Genomic DNA, 17,705 nt, shown 5'->3' with positions numbered 1-17,705 from the left:
TTGCTATCCAAAGTTACGCACTTTAAAATCCCGCTGCGCTTCTCTTTGCTGGTCTTTTTTTGCAATGTCCTGGCGTTTATCATATAATTTCTTACCTTTGGCAAGACCAATCTCTATTTTCACTAAACTACCTTTAAAATACACCTTTAGCGGTACGATTGCTACCCCTTTTTCTTTTGTCTTTCCGAGTAATTTATTAATCTCTGACTTATGAAGAAGAAGTTTTCGGACACGCAATGGATCTTTATTAAATATATTTCCTTTTTCATAAGGACTGATGTGCATACCATAGATAAAGACTTCCCCATCTTCAATTCGGATAAATGATTCCTTAATACTGCATTTCCCCATACGTAAGGACTTCACCTCTGTGCCGTGCAGAGAAATGCCGGCTTCATAAGTATCTAATATAAAATAATCATGATATGCCTTTTTGTTGTTAGCTATCATCTTACCATTCGTCTTCGCCATCTTCCATATCTCCTTCATCTGCTAATTCAAAATCTATCGTTCGGAGCAGTCTGTCCGTATCAATCACCCGAACGGTCACCTGCTGTCCTAATTTATATGCCTTATGCGTATGCACACCTGCCATTTCATGACGATCTTCGAAATATTCATAATGATCATCTGTCATATTCGCAACATGCACCAGACCTTCTACAGTATTCGGAAGTTCCACATACATTCCCCATTTTGTAATACTGGATATGACTCCTTCAAAGATCTCACCGATATGTTGCTGCATATATTCAACTTTCTTTAATTTAACCGTCTCTCTCTCCGCCTCATCTGCTCTTCTCTCCATCTCGCTGGAATGCTTTGTCACGTCAGGAAGGATCTGATGATAATGTTCCATCTTCTTCTCATTCATCCTTCCCCGCAGATTATCCTTAATGATTCTATGAATCTGCAGATCCGGATATCGGCGAATCGGAGAGGTAAAATGAGTATAATAATTAGCTGCCAGTCCAAAATGTCCGGTGTTCTCCGGTGTATATTTGGCCTGCTTCATAGAACGGAGTGCCAGACGGCTGATCAACGCCTCCTCTGGTGTATCTTCTACTTTTGCAAGCAACTTTTGAATTTCTTTCGGTCTGATTTCATTTACACCAACATGCATTGAATAGCCGAAATTATTAATAAATATTGCCAAAGCACGAATCTTCTCTTCATCCGGTGCTTCATGTGTACGATACACAAAAGGAAGTTCCTGCCAATAATAATCTTCGGCGACAGTCTCATTTGCAAGCAGCATGAAGTCTTCAATAATCTTTGTCGCCACATTGCGGTCATATGGCTTTATCTCAACTGGTCTTCCATTTTCATCTAATACCATCTTTGTCTCTGGGAAATCAAAGTCAATAGATCCTCTTTGTTTTCTGCGTTCCCGGAGAATTCCTGACAATTCCTTCATCAATTCAAACATGGGAATCAAAGTACGATACCGTTCGCATTCTTTTGCATCTCTGTCTACAAGAATCTTTTTGACACTTGTGTAAGTCATTCTTTCATCGACATGGATAACCGTCTCTGCAATCTCATGATCGATTACAACCCCCTTCGGGTTCACTGTCATGATGCAGCTAAGCGCCAGACGATCTTCTCCCGCATTCAGCGAACAGATTCCATTCGAAAGCTTATGTGGAAGCATAGGAATGACACGATCCACAAGATATACACTCGTTCCACGTTCCAAAGCCTCCCGGTCAATCGAACTATTTTCCTGTACATAATTCGACACATCTGCAATATGAACCCCCAGGATATAATTGTCACCATCACGTTCAATCGAGACAGCATCATCCAGATCTTTCGCATCTTCTCCGTCAATCGTCACCATCTGCCAGTCCCGGATATCCTTACGGCCAGCCATATCAGCCTCGCTAACGTCCTTTGCCACACGCTCAGCCTGATTTAAAATTTTTTCTGAAAATTCTACTGGCAGATCATACCCTTTTACAATAGACATAATGTCTGTTCCCGGATCATTGACATGTCCTATAATCTCTATTACTTTTCCTTCAGGCTTGCGTCCTTGTTCACCATATGAAGTCAATTCCACTACTACTTTATGACCATCCACTGCACCTTTTGATTTTTCAACCGGGATGAAGATATCCTGCGCGAATCTCTGATTATCTGGTATCACAAATCCATAATTCTTGTTCGCCTTCATCTGATACAGTCCGACAATCTTTGTCAAGCCTCTGGATACAACCCTTACAATCTTACCCTCCCGGCTTCTTCCCTGTGGCTCCTTTGTAATTACGACTTCTACCTCATCGCCATCAAATGCACCATTTACATGTTCCTCATCAATATATATATCTGAATCCTCACCTTCAATTACAACAAATCCAAATTCTTTCAGGCTCGCGCGATAGATTCCAGTCAGACGTTTCGCCTCTCCTTTGCAATATTTGCCCTTCTTAGAAAGATAGATTTTTCCATCCTCCTCCAAAGATTCCAATACCTCCCGCAGAGCATCTCTCTGATCTTTGGAAACCTGCAGAAGCATTGCAAGTTCTTTGAACTTCATAGGCACATATAAATCATCACAGATCAAATCATAGATTACCTTTTTTCGCTTTTCAAATGTCTTGTCCATCTCTTACAAGTCCTCCATTTAAGAATATTTCCACAAGAAACGATGTCACTTTCATCAAATATACACAAAGAGACACTCCCATACAGGAGTGTCCCACCATTCTCATAAAAATATGCCTTATCTTATGCAAATACTTTTAAATTCAACACTGCTGCCAATACAACAAACAGGATCGCAAGGAACTTCGTAGACTTCACCAGCGCACCTTCCATAGAACGACCTTTGTTCTGACCCCAATAAGAATCTGCCATACCACTGATTGTTCCAAGCCCAGCTGATTTACCTTCCTGCATTAATACGATTGCCGTCAATGCGATACAGTCTATTGCAAATATAATCATTAATACCGTTTTTAAAATCTCCACTTTCTACACCTCCTGCGGATAAACCATACTTATTCTAGCATAAGGAAGACAAAATGGCAAGGAAAATTCAATTGGGGACGTAGTAAAATTAAATTTTACTACGTCCCCAATTGAAAAATGTGGTGTACCTTTTTGACACTAAAATGGATTTTCATACTCGGCGACATCGCCAAGCCGTTCTTCGATTCGCAATAATTGATTGTATTTTTCTACTCGTTCGGATCTGCACGGAGCTCCTGTCTTAATCTGTCCTGCATTAAATGCTACTGCGATATCTGCGATCATTGGATCTGCTGTCTCGCCGGAGCGATGGGATATGATAGTCTTGTATCCGGCGTTTTTTGCCATTTCAATTGCGTCAAAAGCTTCTGTCAGAGTACCAATCTGGTTGACTTTTATGAGAATCGCATTGGCTACTTCTCGTTTAATTCCTTTTTTCAAGCGATGGGTATTGGTGACAAAGAGGTCATCACCGACTAACTGAAGGTCTAACCCGAGTCTTGTCGTTAGTAATTCCCACCCTTCCCAATCCTCTTCATCCAATGGATCTTCAATAGATACAATGGGAAATTCTTCTGCCAGGTCTGCGTAAAAATCGATGAGTTCTTCAACCGAACGAACAATCTTTTTGTTCTTCATCTTTCCTTCGCCTTCGAATACATATTTTTTAAATCTTTTGTCATATAATTCTGAAGCAGCTACATCAAGTGCAATTACAACTTCTTCTCCTGGTCTATATCCGGATCTTTTGATTGCATCTGTAATAAAGTGCAACGCTTCTCTGGCATCTGGAAGATTCGGTGCAAATCCACCTTCGTCTCCGACTGCAGTGCTGTAGCCTTGTTCTTTCAACAACTTTTTTAATGTATGATAGATTTCTGCACACATTCGAAGGCCTTCCCGAAAACAGACTGCACCGGCAGGCATAATCATGAACTCCTGAATATCAATCGTGTTATCGGCATGTTTTCCTCCATTCATAATGTTCATCATCGGAACCGGCATCCGTTTGGCATTCGTCCCTCCAAGATGCGCATATAATGGCTGACGCAGTGCAGATGCCGCTGCCCTTGCAACTGCCATGGACACTCCAAGCATAGCATTGGCCCCCAGATTCGACTTATTTTCCGTTCCGTCTAATTGAATAAGGATTGTATCGATAGCTGCCTGATCTAATACATTCATTCCTATAATTTCAGGGGCAATCCGTGCATTCACATGATCCACTGCACGTTCAACACCAAGTCCTCCGTATCTATCCTCACGATCTCTTAATTCTACAGCTTCAAACTGTCCGGTCGAAGCGCCAGAAGGAACACTGGCACATCCCCAATACTCATCTTCCGCAAGTACTTCTACTTCTATCGTAGGATTTCCACGAGAATCTAATATTTCTCTTGCGTATACATCCGTAATTGGCAAATATTTATACATGAGACATTTCCTCCTTTTTGGGAAATATTATTTGCCAATTCCGGATTTATAATGCGGGATTTCCTTCATATAATTAGTACAATTTTTTGTATATTTCTGCCATCTGCTGCCAAGACAGCTTTACATAACTCTGATTCAACAGACGCTGCTGACTTGCTTCAACACTCTTGGCAAAGCTTTCGATTTCATCCTCTGTCATGCCATATTCATGTAACTGCTTTCTGGAAATAATTTTATCCAGAAGTTTTTCTAATTCTGTATAGACCTGTCTTTCCTCACAATCCAAAAGCTTGCCCAAGAAATGATTCAGTCCCTGGATCTTTCCTTCTGGTTTCAGCTCCTGATACACTGCAAATACGGCTGTTAAGAACTGGTAATTTGCTTCGCCGTGTGTCACATGATATACACCACTTAATGGATACGACATGGCATGTACTGCTCCGGTACCAGCATTTCCAAATGCAATTCCAGCCAGATTACTTGCTGTCAGGAATTCATCCAGAAGATTCCATCGATATTCCGGTCCATTTTCAACAATTTTACGAAATCCATCTATAATCATCTCCATGGCTTTCATACTGAACATTTCTGTATATAAGTTTGCTTTCGGAGACACATAAGATTCAATCGCATGAATAAATGCATCAATCGCGCTGGTTGCAAAAAATGGATATGGCAATTCTCTTAAAAGTTCCGGTATCAGCACTGCATCATCTGCGTAAATCTCATCAACCGCCAAGCCCAGCTTCGTATGCAGGCTGGTTAATTCCGTAATCGATACATTGGACACTTCCGATCCTGCTCCACAGGTTGTTGGAACTGCAATCAATGGGCGAACTTTTTGAAGCGGTACTTTGCGCTGAAATATTTCTTCTGCTCTATAATTCCCACCTAAAACCAAGATCTTTGCCATATCTATGACTGCACCGCCGCCAATTGCAACAATTCGTGTACACTCAGTTCTTGCAAAATCTTGAAGAAGACCATCTATCATAACATCTGTCGGTTCTCCGGCTCCATATTTACTCTTATACTCCACATGTGCTTCAATCTTTAATGGAGCAAAATAAGTCTCATATATATGCCGACTTGCCAGAACAAAATCACCCTTTCCAATCTGATATTCCCTCACAAATTCTTCCGCATCTGCAAATTTTTGAATTTTTGATTTTTGTTGAAAAACTTTCAATCTTCTCTCCTCATTTCCTATTATGATTTCTAGGTATAATATAGCATTCTTTCATTGACTTTTCTATACCTGAGCGTTACAATCGGTGTGGTATCAAGGGTGATCCTTTAATAAATAATATAATTGGGGAATGTATTATGAAATCACAACTGAAAAACTTTGTTTTATTAACTCTGAGTACACTGGTTATGGCAGTTGGCATCTATTTCTTTAAATTTGCCAACAACTTTACTTTTGGCGGTATTACAGGTCTCGCAGTCTTAGTCGCCAGATTATGCCCAATTTCTGCCGGTGATTTTTCTTTTATCGCCAACATGATTCTATTGCTGATTGGCTTTATTATCCTGGGGAAAAAGTTTGCAGCTAAAACAGCATATAGCAGTATTTTATTATCTGTAACTTTATCGGCATTAGAACGCATCTATCCTATGTCCCATCCATTAACTGATCAGCCAATCTTGGAACTTGCATTTGCAATCGCACTTCCTTCTATTGGCTCTGCAGTATTATTCAACATTGGTGCTTCCAGCGGTGGAACGGATATTGTTGCTATGATTATGAAGAAATACACCAGCATGGATATCGGAAAAGCATTGCTTGCTACTGATTTTATCGTTACATTAGCTGGTTGTTTTGTCTTCGATATAGAGACAGGATTATATTCTTTCCTGGGATTGGCACTTCGTTCTTTTATGATTGATGGTTTTATCGAAAGTCTGAATCTTTCCAAGTATTTTAACGTTGTCTGTTCCAATCCGAAACCAATCTGTGATTTTATCAGAGATGATCTTAACCGAAGTGCAACTATTGTATTGGCTCAAGGTGCATTTTCCGGCGAAGATAAATACATTTTGCTTACGGCATTAAACCGGATGGAAGCTATAAAACTTCGTAATTTTATCAAGGAGAATTCTCCAGATGCATTTTTATTGATATCAAATACCAGTGAGATCATAGGAAAAGGGTTCCACTCAATCTAGAGTGGAACCCTTTGTATTCAGAAAACTTTATTCAACAATCAGGCCTTCTGCTTTAATCACTTCAATCACCTGGTCTACATATTTCTCACATAACTCATCTGTAGCCGCCTCAACCATAACACGAATCACAGGCTCTGTACCACTTTCTCTTACCAGAATACGTCCATCGTCACCTAAAGCTTCTGACACTGCGTTGACAGCTTCGATCACTGCAGGATTCTCTCTGGCAGTCTTCTTATCAGCCACACGGACATTTTTCAATAACTGCGGATATATCTTAACTTCTTCTGCAAGTTTTGCCAGGCTTTGCTTTTTCTCCAGCATTACTTCCATGAGCATAAGAGATGTCAGGATTCCATCTCCTGTTGTCGCATGCTTACTAAAGATAATATGTCCAGACTGTTCTCCACCAAGTGAGAAATTATTACGAACCATATTTTCATATACATATTTATCGCCGACAGCCGTTTTTTCATATTTTAATCCAACTTTATCACAAGCTTTATATAAGCCCAGATTAGACATGATCGTAGTCACAATCGTATCGCCATTCAGACGCCCATTTTCTTTCATATATTTTCCACAAATATACAGGATCAGGTCTCCGTCAATGACATTTCCATTTTCATCGACTGCGATACATCTGTCCGCATCTCCGTCATACGCAAATCCAACATCCAGATGATTGTCTTTCACATGCTGCTGCAATACTTCAATATGCGTAGAACCACAATTGGTATTAATGTTCGTTCCATCCGGTTCACAGTTAATCACATATGTCTTAGCCCCCAATGCATCATAGACACTCTTTGCAATGGCAAATGCGCTTCCGTTAGAACAATCCAGACCAACCTTCATATCCTCAAAAGAACGTGTTGCCAGAGATATCAGATATCCAATATAACGATTTCTTCCGGCTGCATAATCAACGGTACGGCCAATATCTTCCTTCTTAGCCAACGGAAGTTCCCCTATCTCACCGTCAATGTATGCCTCAATCTTCTCTTCCACTTCAGCTTCCAGCTTGTGTCCCTTTCCATTAATAACCTTAATTCCATTATCATAAAACGGATTATGACTTGCAGAAATCATAATACCACAGTCAAAATTATCAGTCCTCGTCACGTATGATACACTTGGTGTTGTAGTTACATGCAATAAATATGCATTAGCACCAGACGCCGTGATACCTGCAACAAGCGCATACTCAAACATATAACTGCTTCTTCTTGTATCCTTACCAATCACTACCTTTGCTTTATGATCCTGACCATAATACCATCCAAGAAATCTTCCCACCTTAAATGCATGTTCAACCGTCAAGACCTCATTTGCTTCCCCACGGAACCCATCCGTTCCAAAATATTTACCCATAATAAATCTTCTCCTTTATGAATTTTGGCTTATTTACCATTTTTTTTGCACAATCATCACATATATCTTTATTATTATATAGTTTTTTGATATAAGATACAACCACATTTTTCAAATAGGGACGTAGTAAAATTGCATTTTACTACGTCCCTATTTGAAAAATGTGGTGTACCTATTTGATCACTTTTTCTCCATCTTCCACAATATCAAGTAACGAATGTGTCATAAGAAATTCATAGAATTTCAAAGCATCATCCGCTGATATCTGATTCCCAGAGTATAGTATCCAGCTTTTAATTCCATTCATCAATGTGATTGCCTGAAATTTTGTAAATATTTCTTCATTTATAATCTGGGAACGGTCTTCGATTTTTACCGGATGCTCTGCCAACATTCTTTTTGCCAGATCATAAATCTGATTATATAACATCTCTTCAAAAGAGTTCTGGCCACTTATAGTAAACACTTTTTCATAATACTCTTTGTCTATCTCGAATTTTCGAAAAAGCATTTTCAGAGCTTCTTTGTCCATATCCATATTAACGAGTTCTGTCACACTTTTGAATACATCTTCCCAGAGAAGCCATTCCATTACTTCATATTTATCCTGAAAATAATTATAAAATGTTGGCCTGATAACGCCGGCTTCATCGGTGATCATCTTAATCGTTATCTTTTCAAAAGACTTTTCGATAACTAATTTTTTAAATTTTTCACCAAGCAAAGCTTTTGTCATCTCGCTCTTACGTTCCATTTTATCACCTTAATTTTTATTATTGGATATTGTAGCACATTACATCTCTTGGAAGCAAGTGAACTTCTCTGGAGAAGATTTGATGTTTTTACTTATTTCCAGATTTATAATTCTGGTATCCTTCTCTATGATATGGATGTTCTTCCCATATTCTGTCTGCAGATTCTTTCCAGTTCTGTGCATATTCCAGACATTTTCCACAAAGGTGTTCTGCAGATTCCGGTGATTGTAGATCTTTTGATTTTGCCCCTGTTTCTTTTACCATCCTTTGCAATATCTCCGGATTCTCAAGCATTGGACACGGTCTCAGATGATTGTTATTAAATGGCTGGTTATCTCGGTATGCCATGAACAATGGCTGTTTTAAAGCATCCAATAAAGACACCTCTCTAATATTAGCCCCTGAGTAATGGATAAATACACACGGTTCTACGTCACCATTCGGATTGATGTGGCAATAATTTCTTCCACCGGCAATACATCCTCCAACAAATTCTCCATCGTTCTGGAAATCCATAGCATATATTGGTTTTCCACCCTCCATCGAACGGATTTCCCGAACTCTGTGGTACATGTATTCTCGCTGTTCTTTTGTAGGAAGTAACTCAACTGCTGCTTCATTTCCTACCGGCATATAATGAAAATACCAGGTAAAACGGCAACCCTTTTCAATAATCAAATCTAAAAATTCGTCGGAAGTTACGGTTTCTATATTTTTGCTTGTATAGCAGATAGATGTTCCGAAGATCTGTCCATGCTTTTTCAACAAATCCATCGCATGCATAACTTTATCATATACTCCTGCGCCACGTCTCAAATCATTCACTTCTTCAAATCCTTCCAGACTGATGGATAAAGACAGGTTTCCAACTCTCTTCATCTCTTCGCAAAACGCATCATCTACCAGTGTCGCATTGGTAAATGCATGAAATGCGCAATCGTTATGTTTCTCACACAGCTTTATAATGTCATTTTTTCTGATCAAAGGTTCCCCACCTGTATACATATAGAAATAGATTCCTAATTCTTTCCCCTGTGTAATAACACTATCAAGCTCGTCGTATGTAAGATTCAACTTATTGCCATATTCTGCCGCCCAGCAGCCAGTACAGTGAAGATTGCAGGCGCTGGTTGGATCCATTAAGATCAACCATGGGATATTGCAATCATATTTCTTTCTCATCTCACGAATCGTTTTCGTCCCATGAAAAGCTGCTTCATACCCCAGATTCAGTGCAGTCTGCCGAATTACATGAGAATCAAGTTCATCCAAGGCCCGATCAACATACTTCATCCACTTATTCTCTGGATTGCGAATCAACCGGCGAGCTGCCTCATAACTCTCCGTCGAAAAATTATCTCCCATATACCGTTCTGTCAGATCTACAATCTGCAACAATCCTTTTTCTCTGTCTTTGTTAACATGCTTTAAAGCCAGATCAATAGCAGCTCCATAAGCACTTCTTGCAGCTTTGTGTGTTAATGTACCCATAATAAATTCCTCCTTTATTTTTCCATCAAAATGATATAAAACATCCGATTAAACATAATAGTGCAACATCACATCTGCACTAGAGATTAATAACAATGCACCTCCGATCCAGTAAGCATGACGATTATGCTTTAATCCCAACCGATAACCAACAATAATTCCGAATATTACTTCTAATACAGTTACCGGAAATAATGTAAGTGCCTGACAAATCATCTCTGTATCCAAAAATCCTAATCCAACTCCTGCAAAAAAAGCATCTATACTGGTAAGTGCTGACAAAATCGTTGTTGTCTTCCAGTCAATAGTATCCTGACGCCTTTCCAGTACATTCTCCCGTTTTATGCCCTTACAGATCATGTATATGCCGAGTCCTGCGAAGATCAGAACCGTAAGTCCCTCCCAACTGTCAGCCATATCTTGCGCATGCGCCCACGAGAACATCGGAAGCAATGTAATCAGATTGCCAATCAATAACGTTCCAAGCTGCATCCCTCCAAATAAAAAACATAACCCCACCATATTTTTTATTTGAATCTTGGAAAATCCCGCACCGATATAGGCAACTGCCACAAATGCATCAATAGACAGTCCCACTGAGACCAGCAAAATCTCTACAACGGACATTCGCATCACCTTCCTTTAGATGATATTTTATCGGGAAATGTCGAAAAATTGAATCTACAAAGAATTGAGAACGTTTTAAGAATGCTACAATTTTGAAGATTTGTAGCGAAAACATATCAAAAAGGTACACCCCTCTTTTCATTTGGGTACACCGTAAAATGAAAATGGGGACGTAGTATTTTGCAAAAATACTACGTCCCCATTTTTATTTTTTTAATGATGGAACAGACGAAGTCCGGTAAATGACATCACCATTCCATATTTATTACATGTATCAATAACATTATCGTCCCTCACAGAGCCGCCTGGCTGTGCAATATATTTCACACCACTTTTATGCGCACGCTCAATGTTATCCCCGAACGGGAAGAACGCATCAGATCCAAGAGAAACGTCTGTCATCTTATCTAACCATTCTCTCTTGGCTTCTCTTGTAAATACTTCTGGTTTCTCTTTGAAGATATTCGGCCATGCATCATCTGCAAGTACATCCATATAATCTTCTCCGATATACAGATCAATAGCGTTATCTCTGTCAGCACGTCTGATAGAATCAACAAATGGAAGATTCATAACCTGTGGAGACTGTCTTAGCCACCAGTTATCTGCTTTCTGGCCTGCCAGACGAGTACAATGAATTCTGGATTGCTGTCCTGCTCCGATACCGATCGCCTGTCCGTCTTTTACATAACATACAGAATTAGACTGTGTATATTTCAATGTAATCATAGAAATCGCCAGATCAATCTTAGCCTGCTCAGTCAGCTCTTTATTCTCTGTTACGATATTTGCGAGAAATGCATCATCAATCTTCAGTTCATTTCTTCCCTGCTCAAATGTAATTCCAAATACATCTTTGTGTTCCAACGGTTCCGGTTCATAATCTGGATCGATCTGAATCACATTGTAATTTCCATTCTTTTTCTGCTTCAGGATCTCCAATGCTTCCGGTTCATAACCAGGCGCGATCACACCATCAGACACTTCTCTTTTAATCAGTCTTGCAGTATCTACATCACAGACATCTGACAGAGAAATAAAATCGCCAAATGAAGACATACGGTCTGCACCTCTTGCCCTTGCATATGCAGATGCCAGAGGAGATAATTCTCCGAGATCATCTACCCAGTAAATTTTTGCCAATGTATCTGAAAGAGGAAGTCCAACCGCCGCCCCTGCTGGTGATACGTGCTTAAAAGACGTTGCTGCCGGAAGTCCAGTCGCTTTTTTCAATTCACTGACCAATTGCCAGCCGTTGAATGCATCTAAAAAATTAATATAACCCGGGCGCCCGTTCAACACCTGAATTGGAAGGTCACTTCCATCTGCCATATAAATCTTTGACGGCTTCTGATTCGGATTACAGCCATACTTTAACTCTAATTCTTTCATGTTATCCTCCTTACTGGTTCTTATTTACAATCTTTGTCTCGTAAGTTCCTGTTGCGATATCAATATAACGCACAAAAAGGGAAACTTTATTATCTTCATTTAAGCTGTTCCACAACATCTCTGTAAATGCATTCATATCATCTGGAATTGCAATCAGCTTCGGTTCTCCTTCAAAACTTGGCAATGGGTTGCCATCGCACTTGTATGTATGGATGAAATGACCTTCTCCTGCTGCTGGATTCTCATATGCAAATGTATAACGATTACAGCTGTCTGGATTACCATTATTACTCTTTAAAATGGACATCGCATAATTATAGTTACCCTTTTCAATATGCATGATACCTGAAATTCTTGGTGTGTAATTCGGTCCGTCCGGTTCAAACTCACGGCTTCTCAATGACTGCTCAAATGTCATCTGCTTATCCATACCTTCATAGATCGTATCCGTCTGATCTCCATTCGTTACGATCGTCTTATTGCCAAGCACACGAACAGGTGCATAGATAATCAGACTTGGATCGGTAAGTTTTGACGGATCAAACGCTTGTGTGCGGATTCCCTCTCCTTCTTCAACAAAAATACGGTTACGGCTATTCTCACTTCTTCCCATAATAAAATAAGCAGTCACAGCCTTAGTTCCGTCTGCACTTCTTCCAATGATAATTCCACGTCCAGGATAAGAATTTCCCTGTAATTCTTTCTCGATTGATAACATTTCCATGAATACATCTCCTTTTTCGTTGGTTTTGAACTGTTATTCTATTATATATAATATACGACCTTTTTTCCAGTCATATTTCAAACTTCTTAGCCCTTCTATTGAAGCGCTTAAATTATAATGATACAATGTCTATAATCAGACAATTCTAAAAGGAAGGAATATTTTTATGAGAAATTCAAAATTATCTATTCTTTTTTGCATTCTATTGGCAATACTGCTTTCAGGATGTAAAAGTAAAGATACAGCTGATCAATATGTTGGCGAACAGATCACTACTATGAAAAATTCTGCCCCCGAAAGTTTTGCTTCCCTTCTGGATGATGGGATTGCAAAAAGTAACGAAACCTATGTATTGCAGTTCCCTGAAGAGTTAAAAGAACCTTATCTCGAATTCCTGCAATCCTCTTTTCAGACAATCCAGTTTGAAGTGGCCAAAGCCAAAGAAAATGATGACGGAAGCTATTCTGTCCAGATTACTTATACCCCTGTCAATATTGGAGAAACATTAAGTTCCAAAAATACTGAGCTGACCTCTTCTCTGGAAAGTTCCAGTCTTACAGAGGCAGTTTCTTCTGTATTAAAAGAGGACTGTAAGATACTTGCTGATTCTCCAGTTTATAATGATGAGATTATATCCACCGTAAAGCTGACCCAAAATGCTGACGGATATTCCATTGATGAAGACAGTATGTTTACATTTTTGTCTCAGGCGCTCTATGTATATATGGAACCATACAACATTGTCTGTGAATTATTTGATGCGCAGGATTTTCTTACTGCTTACCTTGACGCATCTTTTAAAGGTGATGTTGTACAATTTGCCAAACATACTGGCCGTACTGAAGAAGAAGCTCTCGCATGGTATGAATCAGATGTTTTTGATTCTCCTTCAGACTTAAGTTTTGCATATGTGTCCAGATATCAGGAAGCTTTAAAAGGAATTATGAAGCAATGTCAATACACCGTAGGCATTCCTCAAAAAGAATCCGGAATCTATAGCTACACAGTAGATGTTACCGTAATTCCCAACAATAGTCTGCTCAACGCTTTTCAGGAATTCGAACAAGGAACCTATTATTCCATTGACGAAGCTTCTTTGGGTCTTGTACAGGCAATGGAAAAATATAGTGCATCGCCTGATTATGGTACAGAAACCGTCTTAAATGTTCCAATTAATATGAATTCCTTACTAAATGCAGGAAATGATGATTCTGAATTATCCAATCTGGCAGCTACAATACTTCCTTTACCAGAGTAAAATTCTGATCTGCTTAATAAAATGTAACAAATTTGTAAATATTTTTTGAATTTTTTTATATACTTTACTTCTTGTTCCCTGCTTTTGCCTGAGTTAAAATGTATGAAGTTAAAAACGACATTTTAAAAATTCATGAACAGGGGACTAAATATGAAAACAACAAAACAACGAGATTATCTGTTCGATAATTATAAAGTTTTTTTAATTGTATTAGTCGTTATCGGACATTTTATTGAACAAAGCTATGAATATAACTCATTTTTATATACATTAAAATGGCTGATTGTATCCTTTCACATGCCAGCTTTTATCTTTATATCAGGATACTTTTCCAAAAGAGAACTCTCTTTTAAAACGCTATTTCGCAAACTGGTAATTCCTTACATTGTATATGAACTAATTTATTATCTTTTGTATATTATAATTATCCATAAATCAACCAGACTTTATCTAATGTACCCAAAATTCTCTTTGTGGTATATTCTGGCTCTCTTTATCTGGCGCCTGCTCACTCCTTATGTTAAGAAGCTTCCACACTACATGATGCTTTCTGTTACAGCCGGGCTTCTTATCGGATGTTCCAGCATTCCAGATAATTTTTTAAGCATTCCAAGAGTTCTGGTTTTCTTCCCTTTTTTCCTGGCTGGGACTTTATTCGACCGCGATATTCTAACAAGACTTCGTAACCGTAAGAACCAGTTTCTGGCATTGACTGGTATTATTGCTTTTACCTCTTTTCTAATATTAGAACCATTGCACAAGAATCTGTCACCAAAGATTTTTTACGGAAGATACAATTACAATTATCTTGGACAGGGTTCCCTGGAAGGAATTCTCTGTCGAATGATTTGTTACGCAATTGGATTTGGAATGACTTTTGCAATTGCACTTTTAATATCTGAAAAGAAAAATCAATATTCTTATATTGGCACACGCACCATGGCAGTTTATTTGTTCCACGGATTAATTTATTCTTATTTGAAAGGATGCACTAACATCCTGCAAAATGTAAACACACTTTTTGAATCTATTTTACTGATTCTTTTTTGTATTTTACTAACGATAGCTTTATCTTCCTCACAGTTGACTACTTTTACCAATACAATTTCCAACTTGCATCTGAGGGATTTTATGGCACATCTAACCGATTACAATATTATATTACCGGAACATGTGTATAGATACAGCAATCGCAGATTAGCCCACTAATCTGCGATTGTTTCTCCTGGCCTGACAATCTTTTTTACCCATTCTTTTCGAATCTCCCAGAGATTGCCACACACGTTAAAAATAGTCCAATTATCAATCTCAAAACATCTCTTCCAACTTTCTCTTATCCGCTGTTCTTCTTCCGGATACATTCCTTTATATCTGCCTTCAATGAACTCAAACCCATTCGCAACTCCAAGATCTTTCAGATGCTGCTTATAAGCAGCCGCATCTTCCTCATCCTTCGGAAGATAGATACGATTCAGCACATAATCCCATTTCACATCGTCAAAATACATTACCTGCTCTTTAGGGACCTCCAGAACATAAACCACCGTTCCAGGAATCGGTCTCAGACAGTTCTCTTCACTGATAGAGCACCAGATTGGTGCCTGTACATCATCCGGCTTGGGCACTCTTTTTGCCGCTTCTTTCGTAAACCAGTCATAACTCTCCATAAAAAGTGGTGCGATATCCCCAAAATGCATCTCTACATACACTCTTTGATTAATGATTCTTCCATCCCTTTCCAATTGATATAACGTCTTATCATTCTGCCGGGTATAAAGTCTAATCATCTCCTGCCCCATACATGAACCTCTCTTCCTGTGAATTATAAGTTTATTCTTACTATTTCTTCCTTTTTTGTCAAGCCAAACCTTGCGATCGCTACTGTAACTTCTTGTTCATCACCCTTCAAACTCTTCTCTTTGTCCACTGATAGTTCTTCATATCCACATGCCCATCAATGAATTCTACCCCTTCAGCCTCCAGGAGCTCTTTTTGGAGGCTTCCATCGGTTCCTCCAAATGCCCTGGAAGTTCTCCCTTCCTTTGTCACAACGCGGTGACAGGGTATATCACTCTCGAAAGGGACCGCGTGTAAAGCATATCCCACTACTCGGGACCAGCGGCGATTTCCTGCCAATTCCGCGATCTGTCCGTAAGAAGCCACTGTTCCCCTGGGAATCTGACGGACAATATCATAGATTTTTTCAAATGTGTTCTGATTCTCCATCTCTACATACCATCTCTCACAACTTGATTATCTTTGTTGCAGTCTTCTCCTGAAATACCTCATCATGTTCTACAAATATCATGGTCGGGCAATAAAAATCTATGATTTAGAAACAGAATTTATAATCTTGTTTACAATCAGGCAAAGGATGATCGTAATGATCATATCCGGCAGTGTATTTCCCACTATCATATCAACATTCATGAGAACTCGATATGCAAGAAAACCAATGACCCACACTGCCATATTCGGTACATTTACCATGCTCACGCTATGATCTTTCCTCAAAATAAAGAAATCTGCAATCTGAATGGCAATCATCGGTGCAAATACAGAACCAATCAGATACAAGAAATCAGTAATATTATCCATCGGATATACGATTGCTGCAGCCGTTCCGATAACCGTCACTGCAACTGCCACATGCTTTCCATTCCATTTTGATACAATGGACTCACTGGAAATTCCGGCAGAATACGCATCCAGAAATGTTGTAGTAACTGTGGAAAAGATAATGATCAGAAGTCCTGCTGCGCCAAGTCCTGCCTTCAGCATAATCTGTGCAATGTCATATTCTCCGGTATAGATTGCCGCACCCATTCCAATGACATACATCCAACAACTCACAATTCCATACACAATGGCACTGGCTGCTGTTGCTTTGACTGGTTCTTTCGCTTCTCTGGTATAATCACTGATCAACGGAAGCCAGGATAACGGCATTGCTACCGACAATTCTACAGCAGCTCCGAATGTCATACTTTCATCTGCCGCCATGCCTACAGCACCGCTGTCAAAGAAGATAACTTTGCATAAGATCAGTGTCAGGATAAATAATGCTGTCATGGCAATCACATTTACCTTGCCAAGATTGGTAATTCCAATCATGATCCAGAGCACAATCAATGCTCCGATAATCAGACACCAGATCCATCTGCCGGTACTCATAATCCCGTCTGCCGCCAGGGCTCCATCATATATCATAATTGCGGTCCATCCCACAAGCTGAAGCACATTTAACACAGAGAACAAAAGACTTCCTTTCTGTCCAAAGCTCATTTTCACTGTTTCCATAGCACTCTTTCTGGCTTTTCCGCCGATTACTCCGGCCAGGAATAACATGAGACATCCGATGATATGTCCGACGATAATCGCCGCCAGACCTCGTCCAAATCCAAGCGGCGCCAGATAAGTACCTGTCAGAATCTCTGCAATGGAAACACCTGCACCAAACCAGATCATCCCATTTTCAAAGATAGAAGTACGTTTTTCTTCCATA

The 17,705-nt window shown here is 39.4% G+C and carries 17 protein-coding genes; 3 read left to right on the top strand and 14 right to left on the bottom strand.

Features of this window, described 5'->3' with window-relative positions; all coding sequences use genetic code 11:
• Positions 1–3: 3 nt before the first annotated feature.
• The 5 genes from smpB to JQM81_RS09830 all read right to left on the bottom strand — a co-directional run bounded on the left by smpB (position 4) and on the right by JQM81_RS09830 (position 5,599).
• A complete protein-coding gene (gene smpB / locus JQM81_RS09850; protein ID WP_235233378.1) occupies positions 4–471 on the bottom strand; it encodes an SsrA-binding protein SmpB in 468 nt (155 codons plus the stop codon).
• Entirely contained in the window at positions 452–2,611 is a 2,160-nt protein-coding gene (rnr, locus tag JQM81_RS09845; RefSeq protein ID WP_235233376.1) for a ribonuclease R, read from the bottom strand. Before rnr ends, smpB begins: the two co-directional genes overlap by 20 nt.
• A 122-nt stretch (positions 2,612–2,733) precedes the next feature.
• Positions 2,734–2,976: a preprotein translocase subunit SecG gene (secG, locus tag JQM81_RS09840; protein WP_235233375.1), complete on the bottom strand. Its 243-nt coding sequence runs from the start codon at positions 2,974–2,976 to the stop codon at positions 2,734–2,736.
• Positions 2,977–3,114: 138 nt separating this feature from the next.
• Complete coding sequence (gene eno, locus JQM81_RS09835; RefSeq protein ID WP_235233373.1) at positions 3,115–4,410, bottom strand: phosphopyruvate hydratase; 1,296 nt, start codon at positions 4,408–4,410, stop codon at positions 3,115–3,117.
• Positions 4,411–4,483: 73 nt separating this feature from the next.
• Entirely contained in the window at positions 4,484–5,599 is a 1,116-nt protein-coding gene (locus JQM81_RS09830) for a 4-hydroxybutyrate dehydrogenase (protein WP_235233371.1), read from the bottom strand.
• Between the two features lie 137 nt (positions 5,600–5,736).
• On the opposite strand from JQM81_RS09830, the gene JQM81_RS09825 reads away from it, so the two are divergent.
• Positions 5,737–6,579 (top strand): YitT family protein, encoded by an 843-nt coding sequence (locus tag JQM81_RS09825; protein WP_235233370.1) that lies wholly within the window; start codon positions 5,737–5,739, stop codon positions 6,577–6,579.
• 27 nt (positions 6,580–6,606) lie between these two features.
• Here JQM81_RS09825 and glmM read toward each other — a convergent pair whose 3' ends face one another.
• The 6 genes from glmM to JQM81_RS09795 form a co-directional block, all read right to left on the bottom strand.
• On the bottom strand, positions 6,607–7,953 hold the full coding sequence (gene glmM / locus JQM81_RS09820) for a phosphoglucosamine mutase (RefSeq protein ID WP_235233367.1): 1,347 nt from the start codon (positions 7,951–7,953) through the stop codon (positions 6,607–6,609).
• Between the two features lie 172 nt (positions 7,954–8,125).
• Positions 8,126–8,707, bottom strand: coding sequence for a TetR family transcriptional regulator (locus JQM81_RS09815; RefSeq protein WP_235233362.1), 582 nt, complete (start codon positions 8,705–8,707; stop codon positions 8,126–8,128).
• 88 nt (positions 8,708–8,795) lie between these two features.
• Positions 8,796–10,199: a radical SAM protein gene (locus tag JQM81_RS09810; protein WP_235233360.1), complete on the bottom strand. Its 1,404-nt coding sequence runs from the start codon at positions 10,197–10,199 to the stop codon at positions 8,796–8,798.
• 48 nt (positions 10,200–10,247) lie between these two features.
• On the bottom strand, positions 10,248–10,826 hold the full coding sequence (locus JQM81_RS09805; RefSeq protein WP_235233358.1) for a manganese efflux pump MntP family protein: 579 nt from the start codon (positions 10,824–10,826) through the stop codon (positions 10,248–10,250).
• Between the two features lie 213 nt (positions 10,827–11,039).
• A complete protein-coding gene (locus JQM81_RS09800) occupies positions 11,040–12,218 on the bottom strand; it encodes a phosphoribosylaminoimidazolecarboxamide formyltransferase (protein WP_235233357.1) in 1,179 nt (392 codons plus the stop codon).
• 10 nt (positions 12,219–12,228) lie between these two features.
• A complete protein-coding gene (locus JQM81_RS09795; protein ID WP_235233355.1) occupies positions 12,229–12,942 on the bottom strand; it encodes an IMP cyclohydrolase in 714 nt (237 codons plus the stop codon).
• Positions 12,943–13,108: 166 nt separating this feature from the next.
• Between JQM81_RS09795 and JQM81_RS09790 the strand changes: the two genes are divergently transcribed.
• Positions 13,109–14,200 (top strand): hypothetical protein, encoded by a 1,092-nt coding sequence (locus JQM81_RS09790; protein ID WP_235233354.1) that lies wholly within the window; start codon positions 13,109–13,111, stop codon positions 14,198–14,200.
• Between the two features lie 150 nt (positions 14,201–14,350).
• Positions 14,351–15,409, top strand: a complete 1,059-nt coding sequence (locus JQM81_RS09785; protein ID WP_235233352.1) for an acyltransferase family protein — start codon at positions 14,351–14,353, stop codon at positions 15,407–15,409.
• On the opposite strand, the gene JQM81_RS09780 is transcribed toward JQM81_RS09785, so the two are convergent.
• The 3 genes from JQM81_RS09780 to cytX all read right to left on the bottom strand — a co-directional run bounded on the left by JQM81_RS09780 (position 15,406) and on the right by cytX (position 17,704).
• Positions 15,406–15,987: a DUF3841 domain-containing protein gene (locus tag JQM81_RS09780; RefSeq protein WP_235233351.1), complete on the bottom strand. Its 582-nt coding sequence runs from the start codon at positions 15,985–15,987 to the stop codon at positions 15,406–15,408. The genes JQM81_RS09785 and JQM81_RS09780 overlap by 4 nt on opposite strands.
• Positions 15,988–16,105: 118 nt before the next feature.
• On the bottom strand, positions 16,106–16,426 hold the full coding sequence (locus JQM81_RS09775) for an MGMT family protein (protein WP_235233350.1): 321 nt from the start codon (positions 16,424–16,426) through the stop codon (positions 16,106–16,108).
• Between the two features lie 99 nt (positions 16,427–16,525).
• Positions 16,526–17,704: a putative hydroxymethylpyrimidine transporter CytX gene (gene cytX, locus JQM81_RS09770; RefSeq protein ID WP_235233348.1), complete on the bottom strand. Its 1,179-nt coding sequence runs from the start codon at positions 17,702–17,704 to the stop codon at positions 16,526–16,528.
• Position 17,705: the final 1 nt, after the last annotated feature.

Origin of the sequence: Faecalicatena contorta, from assembly GCF_021531895.1 — a bacterium.
Taxonomy (GTDB): domain Bacteria; phylum Bacillota; class Clostridia; order Lachnospirales; family Lachnospiraceae; genus JAFBIX01.
The sequence above is the reverse complement of the archived record's forward strand: the minus strand, read 5'-3'. Positions and strand labels throughout refer to the sequence as shown.

What these genes read in the sequence shown, in the direction of transcription:
- smpB (WP_235233378.1), bottom strand. Translation starts at nt 471, where the DNA reads ATGGCGAAGACGAATGGTAAGATGATAGCTAACAACAAAAAGGCATAT.
- rnr (WP_235233376.1), bottom strand. Translation starts at nt 2,611, where the DNA reads ATGGACAAGACATTTGAAAAGCGAAAAAAGGTAATCTATGATTTGATC.
- eno (WP_235233373.1), bottom strand. Translation starts at nt 4,410, where the DNA reads ATGTATAAATATTTGCCAATTACGGATGTATACGCAAGAGAAATATTA.
- JQM81_RS09825 (WP_235233370.1), top strand. Translation starts at nt 5,737, where the DNA reads ATGAAATCACAACTGAAAAACTTTGTTTTATTAACTCTGAGTACACTG.
- glmM (WP_235233367.1), bottom strand. Translation starts at nt 7,953, where the DNA reads ATGGGTAAATATTTTGGAACGGATGGGTTCCGTGGGGAAGCAAATGAG.
- JQM81_RS09815 (WP_235233362.1), bottom strand. Translation starts at nt 8,707, where the DNA reads ATGGAACGTAAGAGCGAGATGACAAAAGCTTTGCTTGGTGAAAAATTT.
- JQM81_RS09810 (WP_235233360.1), bottom strand. Translation starts at nt 10,199, where the DNA reads ATGGGTACATTAACACACAAAGCTGCAAGAAGTGCTTATGGAGCTGCT.
- JQM81_RS09805 (WP_235233358.1), bottom strand. Translation starts at nt 10,826, where the DNA reads ATGTCCGTTGTAGAGATTTTGCTGGTCTCAGTGGGACTGTCTATTGAT.
- JQM81_RS09800 (WP_235233357.1), bottom strand. Translation starts at nt 12,218, where the DNA reads ATGAAAGAATTAGAGTTAAAGTATGGCTGTAATCCGAATCAGAAGCCG.
- JQM81_RS09795 (WP_235233355.1), bottom strand. Translation starts at nt 12,942, where the DNA reads ATGGAAATGTTATCAATCGAGAAAGAATTACAGGGAAATTCTTATCCT.
- JQM81_RS09790 (WP_235233354.1), top strand. Translation starts at nt 13,109, where the DNA reads ATGAGAAATTCAAAATTATCTATTCTTTTTTGCATTCTATTGGCAATA.
- JQM81_RS09785 (WP_235233352.1), top strand. Translation starts at nt 14,351, where the DNA reads ATGAAAACAACAAAACAACGAGATTATCTGTTCGATAATTATAAAGTT.
- JQM81_RS09780 (WP_235233351.1), bottom strand. Translation starts at nt 15,987, where the DNA reads ATGATTAGACTTTATACCCGGCAGAATGATAAGACGTTATATCAATTG.
- JQM81_RS09775 (WP_235233350.1), bottom strand. Translation starts at nt 16,426, where the DNA reads ATGGAGAATCAGAACACATTTGAAAAAATCTATGATATTGTCCGTCAG.
- cytX (WP_235233348.1), bottom strand. Translation starts at nt 17,704, where the DNA reads ATGGAAGAAAAACGTACTTCTATCTTTGAAAATGGGATGATCTGGTTT.